Source organism: Pusillimonas sp., from assembly GCF_044464525.1.
Taxonomy (GTDB): domain Bacteria; phylum Pseudomonadota; class Gammaproteobacteria; order Burkholderiales; family Burkholderiaceae_B; genus Pusillimonas.
Map to the genome: position 1 here is coordinate 1 of NZ_JBIQLE010000043.1, position 20,864 is coordinate 20,864.

General features: G+C 59.6%; 21 protein-coding genes. 16 read left to right on the forward strand and 5 right to left on the reverse strand.

The features are described 5' to 3' along the window. Window positions 1-593: 593 nt before the first annotated feature. Together ACIY1O_RS16185 and cysM are read left to right on the forward strand one after the other, a co-directional pair. Window positions 594-1,223: a ComEA family DNA-binding protein gene (locus ACIY1O_RS16185; RefSeq protein ID WP_397476131.1), complete on the forward strand. Its 630-nt coding sequence runs from the start codon at window positions 594-596 to the stop codon at window positions 1,221-1,223. A 38-nt stretch (window positions 1,224-1,261) separates the two neighbouring features. Beyond that, window positions 1,262-2,170 (forward strand): cysteine synthase CysM, encoded by a 909-nt coding sequence (gene cysM / locus ACIY1O_RS16190; RefSeq protein ID WP_397476132.1) that lies wholly within the window; start codon window positions 1,262-1,264, stop codon window positions 2,168-2,170. 19 nt (window positions 2,171-2,189) lie between these two features. On the opposite strand, the gene egtB is transcribed toward cysM, so the two are convergent. From egtB to mltB, 3 genes are all read right to left on the reverse strand, one after another. Beyond that, window positions 2,190-3,440, reverse strand: coding sequence for an ergothioneine biosynthesis protein EgtB (gene egtB / locus ACIY1O_RS16195; protein ID WP_397476133.1), 1,251 nt, complete (start codon window positions 3,438-3,440; stop codon window positions 2,190-2,192). A gap of 17 nt (window positions 3,441-3,457) precedes the next feature. Then, a complete protein-coding gene (gene egtD / locus ACIY1O_RS16200; protein ID WP_397476134.1) occupies window positions 3,458-4,471 on the reverse strand; it encodes an L-histidine N(alpha)-methyltransferase in 1,014 nt (337 codons plus the stop codon). Between the two features lie 77 nt (window positions 4,472-4,548). Beyond that, complete coding sequence (gene mltB, locus ACIY1O_RS16205; RefSeq protein WP_397476135.1) at window positions 4,549-5,721, reverse strand: lytic murein transglycosylase B; 1,173 nt, start codon at window positions 5,719-5,721, stop codon at window positions 4,549-4,551. A gap of 10 nt (window positions 5,722-5,731) precedes the next feature. Between mltB and ACIY1O_RS16210 the strand changes: the two genes are divergently transcribed. The 8 genes from ACIY1O_RS16210 to ACIY1O_RS16245 all read left to right on the forward strand — a co-directional run bounded on the left by ACIY1O_RS16210 (window position 5,732) and on the right by ACIY1O_RS16245 (window position 13,243). Then, complete coding sequence (locus tag ACIY1O_RS16210) at window positions 5,732-6,655, forward strand: histone deacetylase family protein (RefSeq protein WP_397476136.1); 924 nt, start codon at window positions 5,732-5,734, stop codon at window positions 6,653-6,655. 107 nt (window positions 6,656-6,762) lie between these two features. Next, the gene (locus tag ACIY1O_RS16215) at window positions 6,763-7,512 is read left to right on the forward strand and encodes an electron transfer flavoprotein subunit beta/FixA family protein (RefSeq protein WP_397476137.1); all 750 of its coding nucleotides are present in this window, start codon (window positions 6,763-6,765) and stop codon (window positions 7,510-7,512) included. A 2-nt stretch (window positions 7,513-7,514) separates the two neighbouring features. Beyond that, window positions 7,515-8,444 carry an electron transfer flavoprotein subunit alpha/FixB family protein gene (locus tag ACIY1O_RS16220; RefSeq protein WP_397476138.1) on the forward strand — a complete coding sequence of 310 codons (930 nt, stop codon included), beginning with the start codon at window positions 7,515-7,517 and terminating at the stop codon, window positions 8,442-8,444. Window positions 8,445-8,507: 63 nt separating this feature from the next. Further along, window positions 8,508-10,343: an acyl-CoA dehydrogenase family protein gene (locus ACIY1O_RS16225; RefSeq protein WP_397476139.1), complete on the forward strand. Its 1,836-nt coding sequence runs from the start codon at window positions 8,508-8,510 to the stop codon at window positions 10,341-10,343. Window positions 10,344-10,514: 171 nt separating this feature from the next. Then, window positions 10,515-11,156 carry a peroxiredoxin gene (locus ACIY1O_RS16230; protein ID WP_397476140.1) on the forward strand — a complete coding sequence of 214 codons (642 nt, stop codon included), beginning with the start codon at window positions 10,515-10,517 and terminating at the stop codon, window positions 11,154-11,156. A gap of 309 nt (window positions 11,157-11,465) precedes the next feature. Next, window positions 11,466-11,681 carry a hypothetical protein gene (locus tag ACIY1O_RS16235; protein ID WP_397476141.1) on the forward strand — a complete coding sequence of 72 codons (216 nt, stop codon included), beginning with the start codon at window positions 11,466-11,468 and terminating at the stop codon, window positions 11,679-11,681. Window positions 11,682-11,978: 297 nt separating this feature from the next. Continuing rightward, window positions 11,979-12,365 carry a 50S ribosomal protein L19 gene (gene rplS, locus ACIY1O_RS16240; protein ID WP_397476142.1) on the forward strand — a complete coding sequence of 129 codons (387 nt, stop codon included), beginning with the start codon at window positions 11,979-11,981 and terminating at the stop codon, window positions 12,363-12,365. A 170-nt stretch (window positions 12,366-12,535) separates the two neighbouring features. Beyond that, window positions 12,536-13,243, forward strand: coding sequence for a CoA pyrophosphatase (locus tag ACIY1O_RS16245; RefSeq protein ID WP_397476143.1), 708 nt, complete (start codon window positions 12,536-12,538; stop codon window positions 13,241-13,243). Between the two features lie 6 nt (window positions 13,244-13,249). Here ACIY1O_RS16245 and rsgA read toward each other — a convergent pair whose 3' ends face one another. Beyond that, entirely contained in the window at window positions 13,250-14,167 is a 918-nt protein-coding gene (gene rsgA, locus ACIY1O_RS16250; RefSeq protein WP_397476144.1) for a ribosome small subunit-dependent GTPase A, read from the reverse strand. After that, window positions 14,157-15,404, reverse strand: coding sequence for a M48 family metallopeptidase (locus ACIY1O_RS16255; RefSeq protein WP_397476145.1), 1,248 nt, complete (start codon window positions 15,402-15,404; stop codon window positions 14,157-14,159). The genes rsgA and ACIY1O_RS16255 overlap by 11 nt, the downstream gene beginning before the upstream one ends. A 49-nt stretch (window positions 15,405-15,453) precedes the next feature. Between ACIY1O_RS16255 and orn the strand changes: the two genes are divergently transcribed. From orn to pgsA, 6 genes are read left to right on the forward strand one after another with little or no spacing between them, the layout of a single operon-like run. After that, the gene (gene orn, locus ACIY1O_RS16260; RefSeq protein ID WP_397476146.1) at window positions 15,454-15,999 is read left to right on the forward strand and encodes an oligoribonuclease; all 546 of its coding nucleotides are present in this window, start codon (window positions 15,454-15,456) and stop codon (window positions 15,997-15,999) included. Further along, complete coding sequence (gene paaG, locus ACIY1O_RS16265) at window positions 15,996-16,784, forward strand: 2-(1,2-epoxy-1,2-dihydrophenyl)acetyl-CoA isomerase PaaG (RefSeq protein WP_397476147.1); 789 nt, start codon at window positions 15,996-15,998, stop codon at window positions 16,782-16,784. Before orn ends, paaG begins: the two co-directional genes overlap by 4 nt. 5 nt (window positions 16,785-16,789) lie before the next feature. Continuing rightward, window positions 16,790-17,218, forward strand: a complete 429-nt coding sequence (gene acpS / locus ACIY1O_RS16270) for a holo-ACP synthase (RefSeq protein WP_397476148.1) — start codon at window positions 16,790-16,792, stop codon at window positions 17,216-17,218. Between the two features lie 47 nt (window positions 17,219-17,265). Next, complete coding sequence (nagZ, locus tag ACIY1O_RS16275) at window positions 17,266-18,327, forward strand: beta-N-acetylhexosaminidase (RefSeq protein ID WP_397476149.1); 1,062 nt, start codon at window positions 17,266-17,268, stop codon at window positions 18,325-18,327. After that, window positions 18,290-20,116, forward strand: a complete 1,827-nt coding sequence (gene uvrC, locus ACIY1O_RS16280) for an excinuclease ABC subunit UvrC (protein ID WP_397476151.1) — start codon at window positions 18,290-18,292, stop codon at window positions 20,114-20,116. Before nagZ ends, uvrC begins: the two co-directional genes overlap by 38 nt. Window positions 20,117-20,135: 19 nt before the next feature. After that, window positions 20,136-20,717, forward strand: a complete 582-nt coding sequence (pgsA, locus tag ACIY1O_RS16285; protein WP_397476150.1) for a CDP-diacylglycerol--glycerol-3-phosphate 3-phosphatidyltransferase — start codon at window positions 20,136-20,138, stop codon at window positions 20,715-20,717. Window positions 20,718-20,864: the final 147 nt, after the last annotated feature.

Sequence of the window (20,864 nt, forward strand, 5' to 3'; positions counted from 1 at the left end):
TTGCACCCCCGAAATGGCAAGGTGCTCGGCTTGGTCGGACGTCGCCCAAAATACCCGCCCGCCACACGCCTCAGGGATTCTTGAATTGCAGGATGTGGTGCTTCAGAGGCATGGATTCTTTAGTTGCAAGATGTGGTGCTTCAGAGACATGGATTCTTGGATTGCTGAGATTGTTGTCATCCCCTTTCAAGATGGCTGGCTCGCGATGCTTCGCGCGCAAACCTCTACTACACTCCGACGCAGTCTCTGTGATGGAGCTACCCGCAGCGCAGAGACGTCTTAATAGCCGGCAATGCCTCGCAAAGCAAAGGAAGGGCTTAATAGTCAGCAATGCTTCACAGGCCATGGGAACGTCCTAATAACCAGCAACGCCCCATCGCTGGGAACGGCTTAAGAACCAACGTTCTTCATAGGGCATAGGTACTGTCTAAGAACCATAAAACTATCAACAGCGTCAACCCAAAGTGCGTAAATGTACGAATGGATCAACTATGGCTTCTGCTGTGGTTCCAGACGTCAAGCAAATGCATCATGGTGACAGACGGGCCGGTGCTCACGGCCTGCCTTTTCGGTTCATTCAATCGGAGATCGCCATGAATCCTTTCACAGAATCCACCGTAGCCCGCCCTCTGTCCGAGCCTCGCCGTCAGGCTTCCAACGATGCTGCATCGCCTGGGGGTCAAGACGCGTCGCACGGCGACGAGCCCGGCGTTCCCGCACCGCCGCCTGCTGCTGTCAAGAGGCGCAGGTTGGTCCGCGATCCGCGTTCAGTGCGATTGGCGCGGCGAGCCGCCAGGGATGCCGCCCGCAAGCAAAGCGAAGGAAACACCCCTTTTCTTCGCCAAGGCGCTGGTAACCGCCTTGGTCCGGTGCGCCGCTCTGTCGCCGCAAGGTGGTCCGCCCAATGCCGCGGGACAGTCGGAGCTTTGTTGGGTATGGTGTTGGCGCTGGGTGTGTCCGCCGCCTGGGCGGTGAATGTCAACAGCGCCGGTGCACAAGAGCTTGAAACCATTACCGGCATCGGCCCCAAGACAGCGCAGACCATCGTCGACGAGCGCACGCGCGGTGGTAGTTTCGAGTCATTTGAAGATCTTGCCGAACGCGTAAAAGGCATTGGCCCTAAAAAGGCGAAGTCCTTGCAGGCGGCGGGTCTTACGGTCGGGGCGGGGGGTTCCGCACCTAAAGCGCCGGTACCGGCGGTTCAGCGCAAGGCCGGCAAGTAGGGTCGGTATGCTGCCCGGGATAGGTGTATCATTTGCTCATGAAAAAATCGTATCCCACCATTGAGCAAACCATAGGCGATACGCCCCTGGTTCGCCTGCAGCGCATTCCCGGGCAGCAGACGCAAGACCGCGGCAATGTCATTTTGGCCAAACTCGAAGGCAACAACCCGGCCGGGTCCGTCAAAGACCGCGCCGCCCATTCCATGATCCGCCGCGCCGAAGAGCGTGGCGAGATCAAGCCGGGCGACACGCTTATCGAAGCCACAAGCGGTAATACCGGCATCGCCTTGGCCATGGTGGCCGCGGTGCGCGGCTACAAGATGGTCCTTATCATGCCCGACAATCTGTCGCTCGAGCGTCGCGCAGCCATGACGGCTTACGGGGCTGAGTTGATCCTTACCCCGGCCAGCCAAGGCGGCATGGAATACGCGCGCGATTTGGCCGCCACCATGCAGGACGAGGGCAAAGGCAAGGTGCTGGATCAGTTCGCCAACTCTGACAACACCCAGGCCCACATCGACACGACCGGGCCCGAGCTGTGGCGGCAAACTGACGGCGGTATTACGCATTTTGTCAGCGCAATGGGTACAACCGGCACCATCATGGGCGTTGGAAGCTATTTGCGCAGCCAGAACTCAAGCGTCCAGATCATCGGTGCACAGCCGGCAGAGGGCGCTTCCATTCCCGGTATTCGCAAATGGCCCGAGGCGTACCAACCCAAAATCTACCATCCTGAAAAGGTCGATGCGTTCGAATACATCGGCCAACACGAGGCCGAGGAAATGGCTCGGCGGCTTGCCGCCGAAGAAGGCATCTTCGCCGGCATCTCGTCGGCGGGGGCGCTGGTGGCGGCGCTGCGCGTGGCTTCGCGGGCCCAGAACGCGACCATCGCGTTCATCATCTGCGACCGTGGCGACCGCTATCTGTCCACCGGGGTGTTCAATTAGTTTTTGGCCGTGGGCCGCCTTATAGCGAGCGTGCCAGCCGCAATCCGGTGTATTGCCAGCGTGCGTGGGCCGGGAAGAAATTGCGATAGGTTGATCTGCTGTGGCCGGGCGGGGTCAAGCATGACCCGCCACGCAGCACGTACTGGTTCACCATGAACTTGCCGTTGTATTCACCTATGGCGCCGGCTTGGGGTTTGAAGCCCGGATAAGGCGCGTAGCTGCTGGACGTCCATTGCCACGCCGTATCGAACAGCTGTTCTATTGCAGGCGTGCCGGCGGGTTCCCCGGCGCCTCGGCCGTTGCCTGTGGAGCTTGCGGCATGCTCCCATTCGGTCTCTGTGGGCAGCCGAGCCTGAGCCCACCGTGCATAGGCATCCGCCTCATAGTATGAAAGATGAAGCGCGGGGCCGTCGGGTTGAAGCGGCTCTATGCCGTGCAAAGTGAACTCCTGCCAAGCGCCGTCGCGTTGCTGCCAGTACAAGGGGTGCGTAATTGGCCGGGCTCCGGCCCCCAGCCAGGCCCACCCTTCGGACAGCCACAGGGCAGGGTCTTGATAGCCGCCTGCGTCGATAAAGGTTAGATATTCCGCATTAGTGACCAGACGAGACGCCAGTGCGTAGGGTGCCAGGTACTGCTTATGCCGGGGCAGTTCGTTGTCGAAATGGAATCCATCGCCTTGGCTTCCTATCTGGGCCACGCCTTCGTCAAAGGGCAACCAGCGCAGAGGCGAAGGCGTCGGCGCCTTGGGCATGGATTCGTTGCGCGAGTCTTGATACGCCGGGCGCAGGGGGTTGTGCCAGAACAGGTGCTGCACGTCGGTCAGGATCAATTCCTGGTGTTGTTGTTCGTGCTGCATACCCAGTTCGATCAGGCGCTCTACCTCGGGGCCGTGACTGCCCGAAGGCGAGGCGCAGATCAGAATCAGTGATTCGATACGAGCGTCCACATCATTGCGGTAGTCCCACACCTTGTCCATGCCGGGGCGCGTTATCAGCCCGCGCTGAGAACGCGGGTATTGCTCGCCCACCCCGTTGTAGTAGGAATTGAACAGCATGCGAAAGGCGGGATGAAACGGCCTGAAGCCGGGTTCGAAGCGCTCGAGTACAAAGGTTTCGAAAAACCAGGTGGTATGGGCCAAATGCCATTTTACGGGGCTCGCGTCGGTCATCGACTGGCCGCCGCAGTCTTCGTCGCTTAGGGGTTCGGCCAGCATCGCTGTGGCGCGCCTGACATTTTCGAATCGGGAAAGCAGGGTGCTGGAGGCACTCATCACGGGGTCCTTTGAGCTCATGCGCGCACTGGCATCGATTGGGCATGCAAGACGGCGAACCAGTCTGACTCGTCGGTCCAGAAGTCCGTCAGCTTCCAGCCGGCCTCTTCCAGCAACGCGGTCAGGGATTCGCGGGTGTACTTGTAGCTATTTTCAGTGTGGATGCGTTCTCCGCGAGCAAAGTGCCGCGTCTGGTCATCCCAGTGCACTTCTAAATCGCGCCTGGCCTGCAAGTACATTTCGATGCGGCTGTGCCGCTCGTTGAAAAACGCCTGGTGTTGCCAATCGCGAACATCGAAGTCGGCGCTGAGCAGCCGGTTCAGGTTACGCAGCAAGTTGAGATTGAAGGCGCTGGTCAGTCCGAGCGCATCGTCGTAGGCGGCGTTGAGAACGCGGGTGTCCTTGACCAGATCGACGCCCAGAAGCAGCGAGGCTTTATCTTGCGTGGTCTGGCGCAGTCCGGCCAGGAAGCGGTGCGCCTCGGTGGGCGCAAAGTTGCCCAAGGATGAGCCCGGATAGAAAAAGAGCCGGTTTTGCGTGGGCACGTCGTCGGGCAGATTCACGCCGCGAGAAAAATCCTGGCCCAATGCCTTCATCCTGATCTCTGGATGGCGTGGCCGCAATCTGCGTAAAGCGTTTCGAACAAATTCGGCGGAGATGTCCACTGCCACATAGTGCGACGGAGCCAGGGCGTCGAAAAGCTGTTCAGCCTTTGCGCAGTTCCCCGCACCCAGGTCGATAAGCACTGCGCTCGGTGAAGTGACCCGTGCTATGTCGGCCAGCCGAGACCGCAGGATGGCGGCTTCGGTTCGGGTAGGGTAATACTCGGGAAGCAGGCACAGGGTTTCGAAGAGTTTGGAACCCACGGTGTCGTACAAGTATTTCGGCGACACTTCGGCCGGCGATGCCATTAACCCGCGCTTGAGCTCGTCTAGCTCGGCGTCGTCAAGTGCCGGGTTCGAACTTGTGTTGTCGTTACCGGGGCGGCGGCCCGAATCGGGTCGCCGCGAAAGAGAAGAGTGTATCGACATTGGCCTTCGCTCATGGTTTGCCCACATGCCCTCGGGCGGCCTTTTAGAGTAACACTGCCGATGGCCCCGGGTCAGGCTCAGTTGGGGTAGCCATAACCCATGCGCGAGGCCAGTTCGTCGGCCAGATCGGCCACCGAGGCCGCGTAGAAATAGCTTCGGTTGTAGTGGGTGATGGCAAAGAAATTGGGGGTTCCGCTACGGTACTCAACCTGTTTGCGGGGCTCGTCGACCAGGTCGACGATTCCCAGCTTGTGCTGAGTCCAGGGCGCCGGTTGATTGCCCGCCGTGACAGCATGGGCAGTCGTTGCTCCGCGTGCCTGCAGGTGTTTCCAGTCGTATACGGGTTCGAGTCCGCCGTGCACCAGGGATTTCGTGTCGGCAGGCAGCGCGACCGGCGCGAAAACAGGCAGCCCTGGTTGCCAGCCGTGTTCAATCAAGAAGTTGGCAACCGACATGATCGCGTCTTCGGGGCTTGCGGCCAGGTCGATGATGCGGTCGCCGTCGCCGTCTACCGCGTAGCGCATCAGACTGCCGGGCATGAATTGCGGCAAACCCATGGCTCCGGCGAATGAGCCTGTGACCCGGCGCGCATCGAGCACGCCCTGATGGTCGAGCACGATAAGGTCGGCAAGCTGTTCCTGGAACAGTTGCACGCGATCCGGCCGGTCGGGGTCGGGGTAGCGGAACGCCAGGGTGGCGATGGCGTCCAGCACCGAGAAGTTGCCTGTGTATCGACCGTAGATGGTTTCCACGCCTATGATGGCAACGATGATCGACGGAGGAACTCCATAGCGGTCGGCGGCCTGGTCGAGAATGGCGCGATGTGCGGCCCAGAACTCAAGGCCTGCGCGCATGCGCACGGGTTCGACGAAGCGTTTGCGGTATGTGACCCAGCTTCGGCGTACACGGGTCTTGGCGGGCGACATCAGTTCGGCGGCCTTGGCATCGTAGTGTGCGTCTTGAAGCAGAGCCTCTACATGGGCCAGGGGCAAGCCGCGCTTGGCAGCCACGTTCTGGGCGTATTCCTGGATTTCAGGTTTGAGCTGACCTCGATTGCCGGTAAAAGCATGGGGCCCGGAGCTTGCAGAGGCCGCCCTGCGGGGCCAGTCAGCGCCTTGGCCGACAGGGGCCGGGGCCTGTGTTGCCGGGGTTGCCTGCTGTGCGGCAGGCGGGTGAGCTGTCTGGCTCGATGCACAGCCGCCGAGCAGTACGGCTGCCGCGACTTGCAAAATGCGGACGGGTTTGAACATAATCCTCCTTATGCAGACCCTTTATATTACCCACCCCGAATGCCGCTTGCATGAAATGGGCGAATGGCATCCTGAAAATCCTTTCCGTCTCGATGCCATCAACGATCAAATCATTTCAAGTGGTCTGGAAGGGCTGCTGGAGGAGCGCGAGGCGATACCCGCTCGGGACGAAGACATTTTACGCGTGCATAGCGCCTCACATCTTGACTATTTGCGTCGAACGTCGCCGGGACAAGGTCATGTCGAGCTCGACCCCGACACGATTATGAATCCCCATACCTTGTCCGCCGCCCTGGCGGCGGCGGGGGCGGGCATTGGCGCAGTCGATGCCATCATGGACGAGCAGGCCCACACCGCGTTTTGCTCGGTTCGTCCTCCCGGCCACCATGCCCGGCCGCAGCAGGCCATGGGCTTTTGTTTTCTTAACAATCTCGCCATAACTGCAGCGTATACACTTGAAAAATACGGGTTAAAACGGATAGCGATCATCGATTTTGACGTGCATCATGGCAACGGTACCGAAGAAATGTTTGACGGAGATGAGCGGGTCCTGATGTGCAGCTTTTTCCAACAATCGCTTTTTCCTAATGTATACGCTTTAAATCCGAGCTCCAATATGGTCAACGTGGGGGTGCCGGCTCATACTGGCGGCCAAGCTTTGCGTGATATTGTCGATTCGCGCTGGATGCCCAAGCTCGAGGCTTTCGCTCCAGAGTTCATTTTTATTTCGGCCGGCTTCGACGGCCATCGTGACGACATGCTCGGAGGGCTTGATATGGTCGAGTCCGACTATGCGTGGATCACCAGCCGGCTTGTCGAACTGGCGGATCGCACTGCAAAGGGACGGGTGGTCAGTTTTCTCGAAGGCGGTTACGACCCGTCTGCTCTAGGGCGCAGTGTTGCAGCGCACATCAAGGCCCTGGCAAAGCTGTAGAATGCTGTATTACACAAATTAATTTAGCGGTTTGCGCCGTGCCGGCGACATGGGTACAGGCGAATATCAAAAACGAATTTTCATTTATGTTCCGGAGGTAATGCTCGATGAAGGTACTGGTACCCGTCAAGCGTGTGGTTGATTACAACGTCAAGGTGCGCGTTAAATCGGATCAAAGCGATGTGGATATCGCCAACGTCAAGATGTCCATGAACCCGTTCGACGAGATCGCCGTCGAAGAAGCCACTCGGCTCAAGGAAAAATCCGTCGCCACCGAGGTGGTTGCCGTCTCTTGCGGCGTTGCACAATGTCAAGAGACACTGCGCACCGCCATGGCGATCGGCGCAGATCGCTCCATCCTGGTCCAGACCGACGCCGAACTGCAGCCTTTGGCCGTTGCCAAGCTGCTTAAGGCCCTGGTCGACAAAGAGCAGCCGCAATTGGTCATTCTGGGCAAGCAGGCCATCGACGACGATGCCAACCAGACGGGCCAGATGCTGGCCGCGCTGCTCGATTGGCCGCAGGCCACATTCGCCAGCAAGGTAGAGGTTTCGGGCGACACAGCCACGGTCACCCGCGAAATCGATGGCGGCCTTGAAACCGTGGCGCTCAAGCTGCCGGCCATTATCACGACCGACCTGCGCCTGAACGAGCCGCGTTATGTCACGCTGCCCAACATCATGAAGGCCAAGAAGAAGCCCCTTGAAACCGTCACGCCCGAAGATCTCGGCGTCGATGCCGCACCGCGCCTGAAGACGCTCAAGGTTTCCGAGCCGCCTGCGCGCTCGGCCGGGGTGGTGGTGGCCGACGTGGCCGCTTTGGTGGACAAACTCAAGAACGAAGCAAAGGTGATCTAAACATGTCGATATTAGTCATTGCAGAACACGATAACGCCGATCTTAAGGGCGCCACTCTCAATGCGGTGGCCGCAGCCCAAAAGCTCGGCGACGACGTCCACGTTCTGGTCATGGGTCAGGGCGTGCAGGCTGTTGCCGACCAGGCCGCAAAAGTTGCAGGTGTGGGCAAGGTGCTATTGGCCGATGGCCCGGCCCTGGCGGAAGGCCTGGCCGAAAACCTCGCCGCGCAAGTGCTTGCCGTGGCCCAAGGCTATAGCCACATTCTTTTCGCCGCCACGGCCGAAGGCAAGAACGTCGCGCCGCGTGTTGCAGCCAAGCTTGATGTCGCACAAATTTCGGACATCATCTCGGTGGATGCGGCCGACATGTTCCAGCGTCCCATCTACGCCGGCAACGCCATTGCCACCGTGCAGTCCGCCGATGCCATCAAGGTCATCACAGTGCGTACCACCGCGTTTGATCCGGTCGCCGCAGAAGGAGGCCAGGCCTCGGTCGAAACCCTGGACGCCGTGGCTGACTCCGGCCGTTCGTCTTTTGTGGGCCGCGAGCTGGCCAAGAGCGACCGTCCCGAGCTGGCCGGCGCCACCGTCGTTGTTTCCGGCGGCAGGGGCATGGGCAGCGCCGAGAACTTCAAGCTGCTCGAGCCACTAGCCGACAAGCTGGGCGCCGCCCTGGGTGCTTCGCGCGCAGCGGTTGATGCCGGCTATGCGCCCAACGATTGGCAGGTCGGTCAAACCGGCAAAATCGTTGCGCCACAGCTTTATGTAGCGGTAGGCATTTCTGGCGCCATCCAGCATTTGGCCGGCATGAAAGACTCCAAGGTGATCGTGGCCATTAACAAAGACGCCGAAGCCCCTATTTTCGGCGTGGCCGACTATGGCCTGGTTGCTGATCTTTTCCAGGCTGTGCCCGAACTTACCAGTTCGCTGTAAACGTCAATCACACAGGGCCGACCCTTGGGTCGGCCCTGTGTGACAACCCGAAGGAGACGCATCGTGGGCTATCGCACACCCCTGAGGGAATTCCAATTCGTTATCGAAGAGCTGTCCGGCTTATCCGATTTGTTGAGTCTGCCGGCGTTCAATGAACTTACCCCCGACCTTGTGCGCGCGGTGCTGGACGAAAACGCACGTTTTGTCCAGTCGGAAATAGCGCCGCTCAATGCGTCCGGAGATACCTCCCCTCCAAGTTGGAACGATGGTTCCGTCGAGACATCCCCCGGCTTCCGCCAGGCATTCGAGGGCTACGCCCAAGGCGGCTGGCAGGGCTTGCAACATGATGCCGCCTTGGCCGGGCAGGGCTTCCCCAAGCTGGTGGGCACTGCTGCTGTAGAAAACATCAATGCGGCCAACCTGTCGTTTTCGCTGTGCCCTCTCTTGACGGATGGCGTCATCGAGGCGTTGTCCACCGTTGGCAGCCCCGAACAGCAGTCTCAGTATATTCCCGCCCTGATCGAAGGCCGCTGGACCGGCACCATGAATCTCACCGAGCCGCAGGCAGGGTCCGATCTGGCCTTGCTCAAGACGCGGGCTGAGCCCCAGCCCGACGGCAGCTATCGCTTGTTTGGCCAGAAAATCTTCATCACTTTCGGCGAACACGACCTTACCGAAAACATCATTCATCTCGTTCTGGCCCGGCTGCCTGATGCGACGCCCGGGGTCAGAGGCATCTCATTATTCGTTGTTCCCAAGTTCATTCCGGCCGCGGATGGTTCGATCGGAGCGCGTAACGACGTGTGGTGCGCTTCGCTTGAACACAAGCTGGGCATCCATGCAAGCCCAACCGCGGTCATGTTGTACGGCTCGGGCAAGGGTGAGGTAGGCGAAGGCGCCATCGGCTATTTGGTGGGCGAAGCCCACCACGGCCTGCAATACATGTTCGTCATGATGAACGCGGCCCGTTTTGCGGTGGGCGTACAGGGTGTAGCCGTGGCTGAAAGGGCCACCCAGCGCGCCTGGGCGTATGCCGGCGAGCGGTTGCAGGGGCAAGATATCGACAATCCGGCGAGCGGTACGGTGACCATCAATCGGCATCCCGATGTGCAGCGTATGCTCTGGACCATGCGCGTCCTTGCCGACGGCGGCAGGGCGCTTGCCGCGCAGGGCGCCAAAGCTTTTGATTTGTCCCGCCACCATCACGACGCCGAAGAACGTAAACGCCAGAAAGCCCTGCACGAATACCTGGTTCCCATCATCAAGGGCTTCTGCACTGAAAACGCCGTCGAGGTTGCGTCGCTGGGCGTACAGGTACATGGCGGAATGGGCTATATCGAAGAAACAGGCGCAGCGCAGTATTATCGAGATGCCCGCATCCTGCCCATCTACGAAGGCACCACAGCCATTCAGGCTAACGATCTATTGGGAAGAAAAACGTGGCGTGAAGGCGCGGTGGCGGCTCAAAGTCTGGCCCGACCAATGCGCGACACGCTCGCCGCCCTGCATGCGTGCGCAGGGCGCGAAGGCACACACCAGGGCGGGATGCAAGTGCTGGCGCGCCATTTCGAGGCTTCGATTACAGCTTATCAAGACGCCACAGAGGCCATGCTTGCGCAGGAAAAGTCTCCACGGGCTGCGTTTCTGGGCAGCGTTCCTTATCTGATGTTGTCGGGCACGGTGTTGGCAGGGTGGCAAATGGCGCGCGCCGCACTGATCAGCCATGACAAGCTCCAGGCCGGCGCGGCTTCAAATTCCGGCGTCGATCCGTTCTACGCCGCCAAGCTCGCAGGCTGTGTTTTGTACGGTTCATTGATACTGCCTCGTGCGCAGGCGTATCTGTCCACCATACGTGACAGCGCTGATGTTTCGCAGTACGCCGCGCGCATACCCGATTGACCTTCAGCCGTTTTGCCCGTTGCAATGCGCTCTGCCTTTAGCTTATAACGTTATATATACACGGTATTTAATTTCCGCCAACTAAGGTGGCACAATGTTTTGGTGCAGGCCGGCATAGGCATCCAATGCCGCGGCCTAGCTTTTTTTCATCCAATCAGGAAGAGATCCATCATGGCTACTTTGCGACTGGGCGACACCGCCCCCGACTTCGAACAAGACTCCGATATCGGTCCTATCAAATTCCACGAATACCTGGGCGATAGCTGGGGCGTTCTGTTTTCGCACCCGGCCGACTTCACGCCCGTGTGCACGACAGAGCTCGGCTACACCGCCAAGCTGGCCGACGAATTCGCCAAGCGTAACGTAAAGGTTATCGCTGTTTCGGTGGACGACGCCCAGTCTCATAAAGACTGGATCAAAGACATCAACGACACCCAGAGCACCACGGTGAACTTCCCCATTTTGGCCGACGCCGATCGTAAGGTTTCCGACCTTTACGACATGATCCACCCGAACGCCAGCACCACCGCCACCGTGCGTTCCGTCTTCATTATCGATCCGGCCAAAAAAGTACGCCTGACACTCACGTACCCAGCCAGCACCGGCCGCAATTTCAATGAAATCCTGAGGGTCATCGACTCGCTGCAGCTTACCGACAGCCATAGCGTCGCCACCCCGGTTAACTGGGAAGACGGAGACGACTGCATCATCGTGCCTTCCATTAAAGACGAAGCCGAACTCAAGGCCAAGTTTCCCAAGGGCTACACGGTCGTGCGTCCTTATCTGCGTGTTACGCCCCAGCCCAATAAGTAATGCAGACGGGGCCGGCGGCTGGTCGCCGGCCCCGCACACAAGGCCTGAACCCGGTGCTGTACCGGGTTCAGGCCTTTTAGCTTCAGCTTCATGCGTAAAGGCAGCCCGAAGTGGGCTGCCGGGCCGGTGTTGAAATATCGCTTGCAAAGATCACTGTAGTTTCGTACAGTATCAAAAAACAAGTACTGTTCGAAAAAACAGTGTTTTTAAAACCAGTGGGCCTGGTCTTTAAGGTAAGTGGCGTGTACCAAATATGTACCCATTTGCCTTCCTGCCACGCACACACTTTGCATCCAGCGAGACGACACCATGAATACTCAGCAAACACCTTCCAAATGGCCTTTCCCGCCCGTGCAGCAACCGGGCCCATCCCGCGCAAGTAAAGTGCAGCGCCGCTCGCCCGCTTCGGGCGGCACTAAAAAAGGGCTTACGCGCGGCTCCATGCTTGCCGATGTGTGTCTTGTGGCTATCTGGGGCGCTACCATTCCGGGGCTCATGTGGCTGGGCGTGGCGGGCGGTTTTTAAGCGTTCAGCTCGCCGCTTTCAAAAGCACCATAATCGGTGTAGAATACCGGGTTTTGCAACATCATCTTCTGGCGACCCAAAAACAGAATCAAAGCAGGTTCAAACCAAGGCAGATTTATAGGCGAGGCAGCTTTTGGTTAGCTAAGCCGGATTTTTGTCGAGGCAGGTTCAAGACAAGGCCAAAAGCGCAGCACCGATATTGGCGCGGCGCCACGGCAACGTCAGGCCTGAATGGGGCGGGGGCACTCCCTCCAACCCAGGCAAAGTGGTCGTTTTCGATGAAATCAGGAGCCCATTGTGGACTTAATCGCAACAATCGAGCAGGAAGAGATCAACCGCCTTACCGGCGGCGAGCCCAAGCCTGTGTTTGGCCCCGGCGACACCGTGGTCGTCAATGTAAACGTGGTCGAAGGCACGCGCAAGCGTATCCAGGCCTACGAAGGCGTCGTCATTGCCAAGCGCAATCGTGGCCTCAACTCGGCATTCATCGTACGTAAAATCTCGTCCGGCGAATCCATCGAGCGCACCTTCCAGCTTTATTCCCCGCAGATCGCATCCATCGAAGTGAAGCGCCGCGGCGACGTTCGCCGTGCTAAACTTTATTACCTGCGTAGCCGTTCGGGTAAATCTGCACGCATCAAAGAGAAACTGGTTCGCCGGGCCGATAAAAAAGCAGAAGCTTAACTGTCTGTTTCGCCCGTACCCAGTAGCAAAGGCACCCGAGCGGTGCCTTTGTTTTTGCCGCTTCCCGCCTAAAAGGCAAAAAACCTTTCGGGGCGGCAAGCCAAGGCAAGCGCAGCTAGGGGCATTTACGTTGTGGAGCTATGGCGCGAAACATACCGCATTCCCGGACCGTGAAACGCACGGTGATCGTACCGGGGTTCGATCCTCAAACCCAGCCCATTGTGCCGCTGTCCGATATTTTGTTGCCTTTAAGCAACGCGGCCATGCAGCTGGATTTCATTCGCGAAGCCTTTAATAGCCCTATCGACTGGCAAGTCGAGCCCGTGTTCACCGAAAGCTTCCAAGCCGACAGCCTCGACCTGATCGGCATCGTTCAGGCGGCCGTGTTCGTACCCCTGGTACAGCGGGCCGACGGCTTGTATTTATTGTTCACCCGCCGCGCGTCGCATCTATACGACCATGCCGGTCAGATCTGTTTTCCGGGCGGTCGCATTGAAGACAGCGATCAAGATGCGGTGGCGGCGGCGCTGCGTGAAACGCGAGAGGAAATCGGCGTTTCTTCTGAATATATCCAGCTTATCGGTACCCAGCCGGGCTTCTTGACGTCTACACGTTTTACCATGAAGCCTGTCATAGGCTACGTGCGGCCAGGCTTTACCATACGCCCCGATCTTACCGAGGTGGCTGAAGTATTCGAGGTGCCGCTGTCTTTTCTGATGGACCCTTCGCATCACTTTCTGCATAGGGCCCACTTGCCCGATGGCGGCCATCGTTTTTATTTTTCCATGCCCTGGAAAGACTACTTTATCTGGGGCGCAACGGCCGCGCTAATTCGCAACTTCTACCACTTTTTGTCCGCCGCGCAAAATAGATTATAGGCACGCTCAATAGCGGTCTTTACTTTCGTTCTCGGCCAGGATGCGTTGGTACAGCTCATGTCTATCGGGCCGGATTTTGCCTTGCTCGATTGCGGCCAGTACGCCGCAGCCCGGTTCGTGGCGGTGGCTGCAATTGTAGAAACGGCATTGCTGGGCGTGCCGCGCAAATTCCGGGAAGCCATGCTCAATATCGGCGGGGCTTAAGTGATAAAGCCCGAAGTTCTGGAAGCCGGGCGAATCTATGATGGATCCGTCCGCGTTGGGCAGGTGATACAACCTAGTACTTGTCGTGGTGTGCTTGCCCGCATCCAGGGCGATCGAATGTTCCTGGGTTGCGGCCTGCGCGTGCGGAGCCAAGGCGTTGAGCAAGCTGGATTTACCCATGCCGCTTTGCCCCAGCAGCAGGCTGCACCGGCCGCGCAGATGCGGAAGCAGGGCGGCGACGGTCGCGTCGGCGTTCAGGGCTTGGGTTGGTATGACTCGGATCGGCGGCTCGTAGACGGAGGCAAGGGCTTGCACGCGTGCCAGGGCGGCGTCGTACCCCCTGGTTAGATCGGCCTTGTTCAGGATAATCAAGGGGGTGATGTCGGCATGGCTTGCCGCCACCAGGGCCCGGCCGATCAGATCGACAGAAAAAGGAGGCTCAACCGCAACCACCACCAGCAACTGGTCGACGTTGGCGGCAAACTGCTTGGTGCGCATGTCGTCGGAGCGGTAGATGAGGTTGCGTCGTTCTTCGACCCGCTCGATGACACCTTCGGCCTCACCCTGAAACTGGACGATAACGCGGTCGCCCACCGTCGGGCCTGATTTTTTCCCTCTTGGAAAGCATTGCCGGATACTGCCGTCGGAAAACTCCACTGTGTAGTGGCGCCCATGGGCTGCGATGATAAGCCCCGCCTGCATTGAGGTGTCAGGCGCCATGTCGCAGCTTTTGAATACGCAGCGCGGCAGGCGGGTGGCTGTCATAGAAGGCCGAGTGCACCGGATCGGGAGTAAGCGTGGCGGCGTTGTCGTCGTATAGCTTGACCAGTGCGGATATCAGGGCGTCGGCGGACGATTGCCGCGCCGCATAGCGGTCGGCCTGGAATTCATCGCGTCGTGAAAACCAACTGGCAAGCGGCGTGACCCAAAAGGTAAACACCGGCATCACCAGAAAGAACAGGATCAGCGCCAGCGCGTCGTTGGGGCGGCCCAATTGGGGCAGCACGCCCAGCCCGGTGTAGAACCACACTTGTTGGGTGAGCCAGCCAAGCATCGCGAAAAAAACCAGCGCGGCGGCGAAACTGATGGCCATTCGTTTGACGATGTGGCGATGCTTGAAGTGTCCAAGCTCGTGCGCCAGCACGGCTTCGATTTCGACGGGGTTAAGCCTTGCCAGCAATGTGTCGAAGAACACGATGCGCCGGCTGCGGCCGAAGCCGGTGAAGTAAGCGTTGCCATGTGCCGAGCGCTTCGAGCCGTCCATGACGAAAAGGCCGTTAAGCTCGAAGCCGCAGCGTTGCGCCAGCGCGTTGACGCGCTCGGCCACGGTCTGGTCCTGCAAAGGCGTGAACTTGTTGAACAGTGGGGCGATTATGGTGGGGTACAGCCATATGATCAGAAAGTTGAAGCCTACCCATACGGCCCAGGCCCACCATATCCAATGCGGCCCCGTATTGCCCATGACCCAAAGCACCAGGGCGACCAGCGGCGCACCCAACGCCAAGGTAACGACCAGGCCTTTGGCCATATCGACGGCGAAAAGCCGGGGCGTCATGCGGTTGAACCCGAAACGGGCCTCGAGTCTGAATTTTCGCCAGAGCGAGAAAGGCAGGCCGACCAGGCTGATGATAAGAATCACCGAGCCGACCAGCGCCAGTTGGCGCCACATCTCAGAGTCGATGGCGCGGGCCCAATGCAGGTCGAGCCATTGCAGGCCTCCCAGCAGGGTAAAAGCGATTAGCACCCCTGCCTCGATCACGGTCTCCACCAGGCCCAGCCGCACTTTGGCCAGCGTGTAGTCGGCCGCGCGCTGGTGGCTGCGCAGGCCGATGCGGTCGGAAAATTCGGGGGGAACCTGGTCGCGGTGCCGCAGTACATGACGGATTTGACGCGATGCCACCCATGATCGGGTGGCCAGATCGGCGAACAGAAAAACGATGAACCACAAGGTAAACATAGGCTGCCGGCAGGTGTATGAGAAAATCCCTCTTTTAAGGAAGGATTATATGGCGGTTAATGAACAGCGTTTGGTGTGGCTCGATCTTGAGATGACGGGCCTCGATCCAGAAAAAGAACGCATTATCGAGGCGGCGGTGGTGGTTACCGAGCCCGATCTCACTTTCGTGGCCGAAGGGCCGGTACTGGTCATCCATCAAAGCAACGAGCTGCTTGATGCGATGGATAAATGGAATACGTCTACTCACGGCAAAAGCGGCCTGACGGACAAGGTCAAGGCTTCGACCCTGACGGAAGAGCAGGCCGAAACCCAGTTGCTCGAGTTCTTATCCAAGCATGTTCCCGTCGGCAAGTCGCCATTATGCGGCAATACGGTTGGACAAGACCGCCGATTCCTGGTCAAGTACATGCCCAGGCTCGAGGCTTTCTTTCATTATCGCAATCTTGATGTCAGTACGCTTAAGGAACTGGCCTTGCGCTGGAAGCCCGAGGTGTACCGCAGCTTCGTGAAGCAAAGCCGTCACGAGGCGCTTGCCGACATTTATGAATCCATCGAAGAGCTCAAGCACTACCGCGAGCATTTCATCAAGCTATGACCTACGAAAACATATTATTCGAATTACAGGGCGGCATTGCACGCCTGACGCTTAACCGGCCCGAAAAGCTCAACAGCTTCACCGCCGGCATGCACGCCGAGGTGGCCGATGCGGTCGGCAAGATCGAGACCGAGGGTGCGCGAGTCCTGGTGCTGACCGGAAGCGGCCGGGGGTTTTGCGCCGGCCAAGACCTTTCACAAAGGGTTGTCAAAGAAGGCGACCCGCCGCTCGACCTGGGGGCAAGCATCGAAAAATATTATGGCCCACTGGTGAAGCGCCTGCGCGCGCTGCCGATGCCGGTCGTCGTGGGGGTCAATGGCGTGGCGGCCGGCGCGGGCGCCAACCTGGCCCTGGCCGGCGATATCGTCATCGCGCGCGCTTCGGCCAGTTTCATCGAGCCGTTCTGTCGTCTTGGCCTCTTGCCCGACACCGGAGGCACCTACGCACTGCCTCGCTTGATAGGCTCGGCGCGCGCCATGGGGCTGGCTTTGCTGGGCGAAAAACTTAGCGCCGAAAAGGCTGCGCAATGGGGGTTGATCTGGGAATGCGTGCCCGACGAACAGTTTGAAGCGCGCCTGCAGGAATTGGCCGTGCACTTCTCGACCGCACCCACGAAAGGGCTGGCGGCCACCAAGCAAGCGCTGAACCAAAGCCTGAACAACACCCTTGAGCAGCAACTCGACCTTGAGCGCGACCTGATCCGTGAGCTGGGCGCCACTGAAGACTACCAAGAGGGCGTGCAGGCGTTTCTTGCCAAACGCAGCCCGGTATTCAAAGGCCGATAAGCGCCATGGATCTGCCTTCTTCCGTCGCCATTGCCGGCATAGGCACCGACATCGTGCGGGTGGATCGCGTGCGCGGCGTATTCGATCGCGCAGGACTAAAGTTTGCCAATCGCATTTTGGGTGACGAGGAGCTTGCCGTGTTCCACCGGCGCTTTGAGCGCGATCCCAATCGCGGAATTCGTTACCTCGCCACGCGCTTTGCGGCCAAAGAGGCTTTCTCGAAGGCGATTGGCCTGGGCATGCACGCGCCCATGTCCTGGCGACTGATGCAAGCGTTGAATGCACCCGGCGGCCGGCCGGTCGTGCGACTGAACGGCGTCCTGGCCGAATGGTATGCATCGCGATACGGCGCCGCGCATATCTCGCTCAGCGACGAAAATGACATGGCGATGGCATTCGTGCTTCTTGAGCCGATTGCCGGCCCAACCCCCTAAAGCCCCTAAAGCCTCTAAGGCGAATTTTCAAAGTCAAGGCCAACAACATGACACTTGCTGAATCAGCGGATCAATTTCTTCCATTGGGGCCGGTCATGGTCGATGTCGAGGGAGCATCCTTGACTGAGCATGAACGGCAGCGCCTGCGCCATCCTCTGGTGGGCGGGGTCATTCTGTTCGCGCGCAATTTCGTCGGACGTGAGCAGCTGGTCGAGCTGTGCCATGAGATTCATGCCTTGCGCGACGAACCCTTGCTGATCGCTGTTGATCACGAAGGCGGCAGAGTGCAGCGTTTTCGTAGCGACGGCTTCACGCCTTTACCGCCGATGTCGGCCTTTGGAGAAATCTGGATGGACGACTCTCTGGCCGCCATGCGCTTGGCTACGGAAACCGGCTACGTGCTGGGAGCCGAACTGCGCGCTTGCGGGGTTGATTTAAGCTTTGCGCCTGTGCTTGACCTGGATTACGGCGTCAGCGAAGTCATCGGCACTCGGGCCTTCCACCGCGAGCCGCAGGTGGTGGCCATGCTGGCGCGCGCCCTGATACAGGGGTTGATGCTGTCGGGCATGGCCGCTTGCGGCAAGCATTTTCCGGGCCATGGCTACGTGCAGGCCGACTCGCATCACGAAATTCCCGTTGACGAGCGCAGCTTCAAAGAGATCATGAGCGAGGACGCCGCGCCCTATGGCTGGCTGGGCGACATGGTGCTGCCCTCGCTCATGCCGGCCCACGTCATTTATTCCCAGGTCGACCCCAATCCGGCCGGCTTCTCGCCGTACTGGATACAGACGGTGCTGCGCGACAATCTGGCTTATGATGGAGTGGTGTTTTCCGACGACTTGACGATGGAAGGCGCTACGGTGGCGGGCGATATTCTCGCGCGAGCCAATGCCGCGCTGGGCGCCGGTTGCGACATGGTGCTGGTATGCAACCGCCCCGATCTGGCCGACGACCTGCTTTCCCGCTTGCAGCATACGCCTTCGCCGCAATCGCAAGAGCGTATTCGCCGCCTCGTTCCGCGCCAGGCGGCCCCCGACTGGCAGACCCTGCAAAGCCTTGCCCGTTACCAGTATGCCCGACAGCTTCAATCTCAAATCGTTTCTGGCTGACTTGCCCAATTTGCCGGGCGTGTACCGGCATATCGACGACAAGGACGAGGTGCTTTACGTCGGCAAGGCCAGCAATCTCAAGAAGCGGGTGTCGTCATATTTCCAGAAGACCCTGGCCAGCCCGCGCATCGCCCACATGGTGGCCAGGGTGGCGCGGGTCGAAGTAACGGTTACGCGCTCGGAAGCCGAGGCGCTGCTGCTGGAAAACAACCTCATCAAGCGCCTGCAGCCCCGCTACAACATCCTGTTTCGGGACGACAAGTCTTACCCCTTTTTGCGGATCAGCGCGCACGAAGCGCCCCGCATCGCCTATTACCGGGGCGCCACCAGTGGTAAAGGCCGCTATTTCGGGCCGTATCCCAATGCCTGGGCGGTGCGCGAGACCATCCAGATACTGCAAAGGGTGTTCCGCCTGCGCACGTGTGAAGACAGTGTCTACGCCAATCGTTCGCGCCCCTGCCTGCTGTATCAGATCGCCCGTTGCTCGGCGCCCTGTGTCGACCTGATCTCGCCGGCCGATTACCAGGCGGATGTCGATCGCGCCATCCGCTTCCTGGACGGCCGCGCCAACGAGGTGCTGGAAGACATGGAGCATCGCATGCTCAAGGCATCCGACGCCCTCGATTTCGAGCAGGCCGCCGTGTTGCGCGACCAGATGGGCGCCCTGGCGCGCGTACTGCAGCAGCAGAGCATGGAGCAGGTGGGTAGCGATGATGTCGACATCATCGCCGTGGCGGCTGCCGGAGGCAGAGTCTGCGTGAATCTCGCCATGGTCCGAGGGGGCAGGCATCTGGGAGACCGCGCCTTCTTTCCCACGCATGCCGACGGCGACGAGCCCGGCGACGTGCTGGCGGCCTTCGTGGCGCAGCACTACGTGGACGGCGGCTTGCCGCCGGTGCTGGTGTGTTCGCATAAATTGCCCGACCCCGGTTTATTGGCGCTGCTTGCCGAGCAGGCAGGGGTGAAGGCGCGCCTGTTGACCCGGCCCCAGGGCGTGCGGCGCACCTGGCTGGAGCAGGCACAGAAGAATGCCGAGATGGCCCTGGCCCGCATGCTTACCGAAACGTCCACGCGGTGGGCCCGCACTCTGGCCTTGGCCGAGGCGCTGGACCTTGATACGGACGAAGCGGCGCTGGATGCCATGCATGTTGAATGCTTCGACATCAGCCACACGGCGGGTGAGGCGACCCAGGCTTCGTGTGTGGTGTACAAGCACCACGAGATGCAGCCTTCCTTGTATCGTCGATACAACATCGCCGGCGTAACCGCCGGCGATGATTACGCCGCCATGCGCCAGGTGCTTACCCGTCGTTTCAGTCGTGTGGCGGATGGCCAGGCCGAGCTTCCCACCCTTGTGCTTATTGATGGCGGCAAGGGCCAGGTCGAAGTGGCGCGCCAGGTGTTCGCCGAGTTCGGCCTGGATATCCAGGTCATTGTGGGGGTGGCCAAAGGAGAAGGGCGCAAAGTGGGCCTTGAAACCCTGGTCTTTGCCGATGGCCGGCCGCCTGTCGCCCTCGGTGCCGAATCTGCCGCCCTGATGCTGGTGGCGCAGATTCGCGACGAGGCCCATCGCTTTGCCATCACCGGCATGCGAGCCAGGCGGGCCAAGGCCCGCACCGTGTCCAGGCTGGAAGAGATCGAGGGCGTGGGCGCACGGCGCAGGCAAAAACTGCTGGCCCGTTTCGGAGGCTTTTCGGGAGTGGTGGCCGCCAGTGTGGACGACCTGCGAGAAGTCGAGGGTATTTCAGGCGAGCTTGCCGAGCGAATCTATCAGGCGTTGCGCAGTTAGCGATGGTAGTATTATCCCTATGCCTTTGAATTTTCCCATCGTGTTGACGTGGCTGCGCATCGCCATGATCCCGCTGCTCGTGGCGCTGTTCTATGTGCCGCACGATTGGTTGCCGGCGACCACGCGCGACACCATCGCCGCGTTGGCTTTCATATTTGCCGCACTTACCGATTGGCTCGATGGCTGGCTTGCGCGCCGCTGGAACCAAACATCGTCCTTCGGCGCATTTTTAGACCCGGTGGCCGACAAGCTGATGGTGTGCGCAGCCCTGCTCATCTTGCTTGATTTGAATCGGGTCGACGCCGTTATCGCGCTTATCATCATCGGGCGCGAGATCACCATCTCGGCCTTGCGCGAATGGATGGCCAAGATCGGCGCCAGCGGCAGTGTGGCGGTGCATCGGCTGGGCAAGTTCAAGACAGCGGCACAGATGGTGGCAATACCCTGCCTGTTATATTGGCAAGAACTATATGGGGTCTCCAGCATATGGATCGGCCACGTGCTGATCGCCGTGGCGGCGGTGCTTACCATATGGTCGATGTGCTATTACCTGCGCCGCGCCGCGCCTCAAATTCGCGACCGTACAGGCCGCGACGCTTAGAATTGCAGTAGAAGGTTTCATCATGGTAGCAACCACTGTCGATCACATTGACGATACCCCGGCCATCAAGCGCCGTGACTGGAAAATAATCGGCCTCATTGGCGCCGGGCACTCTTGTTCGCACTTTTTCCAACTGGTTTTTCCGAC

Coding starts and splice junctions, on each gene's coding strand:
- ACIY1O_RS16185 (WP_397476131.1), top strand. CDS start 594: ATGAATCCTTTCACAGAATCCACCGTAGCCCGCCCTCTGTCCGAGCCT.
- cysM (WP_397476132.1), top strand. CDS start 1,262: ATGAAAAAATCGTATCCCACCATTGAGCAAACCATAGGCGATACGCCC.
- egtB (WP_397476133.1), bottom strand. CDS start 3,440: ATGAGTGCCTCCAGCACCCTGCTTTCCCGATTCGAAAATGTCAGGCGC.
- egtD (WP_397476134.1), bottom strand. CDS start 4,471: ATGTCGATACACTCTTCTCTTTCGCGGCGACCCGATTCGGGCCGCCGC.
- mltB (WP_397476135.1), bottom strand. CDS start 5,721: ATGTTCAAACCCGTCCGCATTTTGCAAGTCGCGGCAGCCGTACTGCTC.
- ACIY1O_RS16210 (WP_397476136.1), top strand. CDS start 5,732: ATGCAGACCCTTTATATTACCCACCCCGAATGCCGCTTGCATGAAATG.
- ACIY1O_RS16215 (WP_397476137.1), top strand. CDS start 6,763: ATGAAGGTACTGGTACCCGTCAAGCGTGTGGTTGATTACAACGTCAAG.
- ACIY1O_RS16220 (WP_397476138.1), top strand. CDS start 7,515: ATGTCGATATTAGTCATTGCAGAACACGATAACGCCGATCTTAAGGGC.
- ACIY1O_RS16230 (WP_397476140.1), top strand. CDS start 10,515: ATGGCTACTTTGCGACTGGGCGACACCGCCCCCGACTTCGAACAAGAC.
- ACIY1O_RS16235 (WP_397476141.1), top strand. CDS start 11,466: ATGAATACTCAGCAAACACCTTCCAAATGGCCTTTCCCGCCCGTGCAG.
- rsgA (WP_397476144.1), bottom strand. CDS start 14,167: ATGGCGCCTGACACCTCAATGCAGGCGGGGCTTATCATCGCAGCCCAT.
- ACIY1O_RS16255 (WP_397476145.1), bottom strand. CDS start 15,404: ATGTTTACCTTGTGGTTCATCGTTTTTCTGTTCGCCGATCTGGCCACC.
- orn (WP_397476146.1), top strand. CDS start 15,454: ATGGCGGTTAATGAACAGCGTTTGGTGTGGCTCGATCTTGAGATGACG.
- paaG (WP_397476147.1), top strand. CDS start 15,996: ATGACCTACGAAAACATATTATTCGAATTACAGGGCGGCATTGCACGC.
- acpS (WP_397476148.1), top strand. CDS start 16,790: ATGGATCTGCCTTCTTCCGTCGCCATTGCCGGCATAGGCACCGACATC.
- nagZ (WP_397476149.1), top strand. CDS start 17,266: ATGACACTTGCTGAATCAGCGGATCAATTTCTTCCATTGGGGCCGGTC.
- uvrC (WP_397476151.1), top strand. CDS start 18,290: ATGCCCGACAGCTTCAATCTCAAATCGTTTCTGGCTGACTTGCCCAAT.
- pgsA (WP_397476150.1), top strand. CDS start 20,136: ATGCCTTTGAATTTTCCCATCGTGTTGACGTGGCTGCGCATCGCCATG.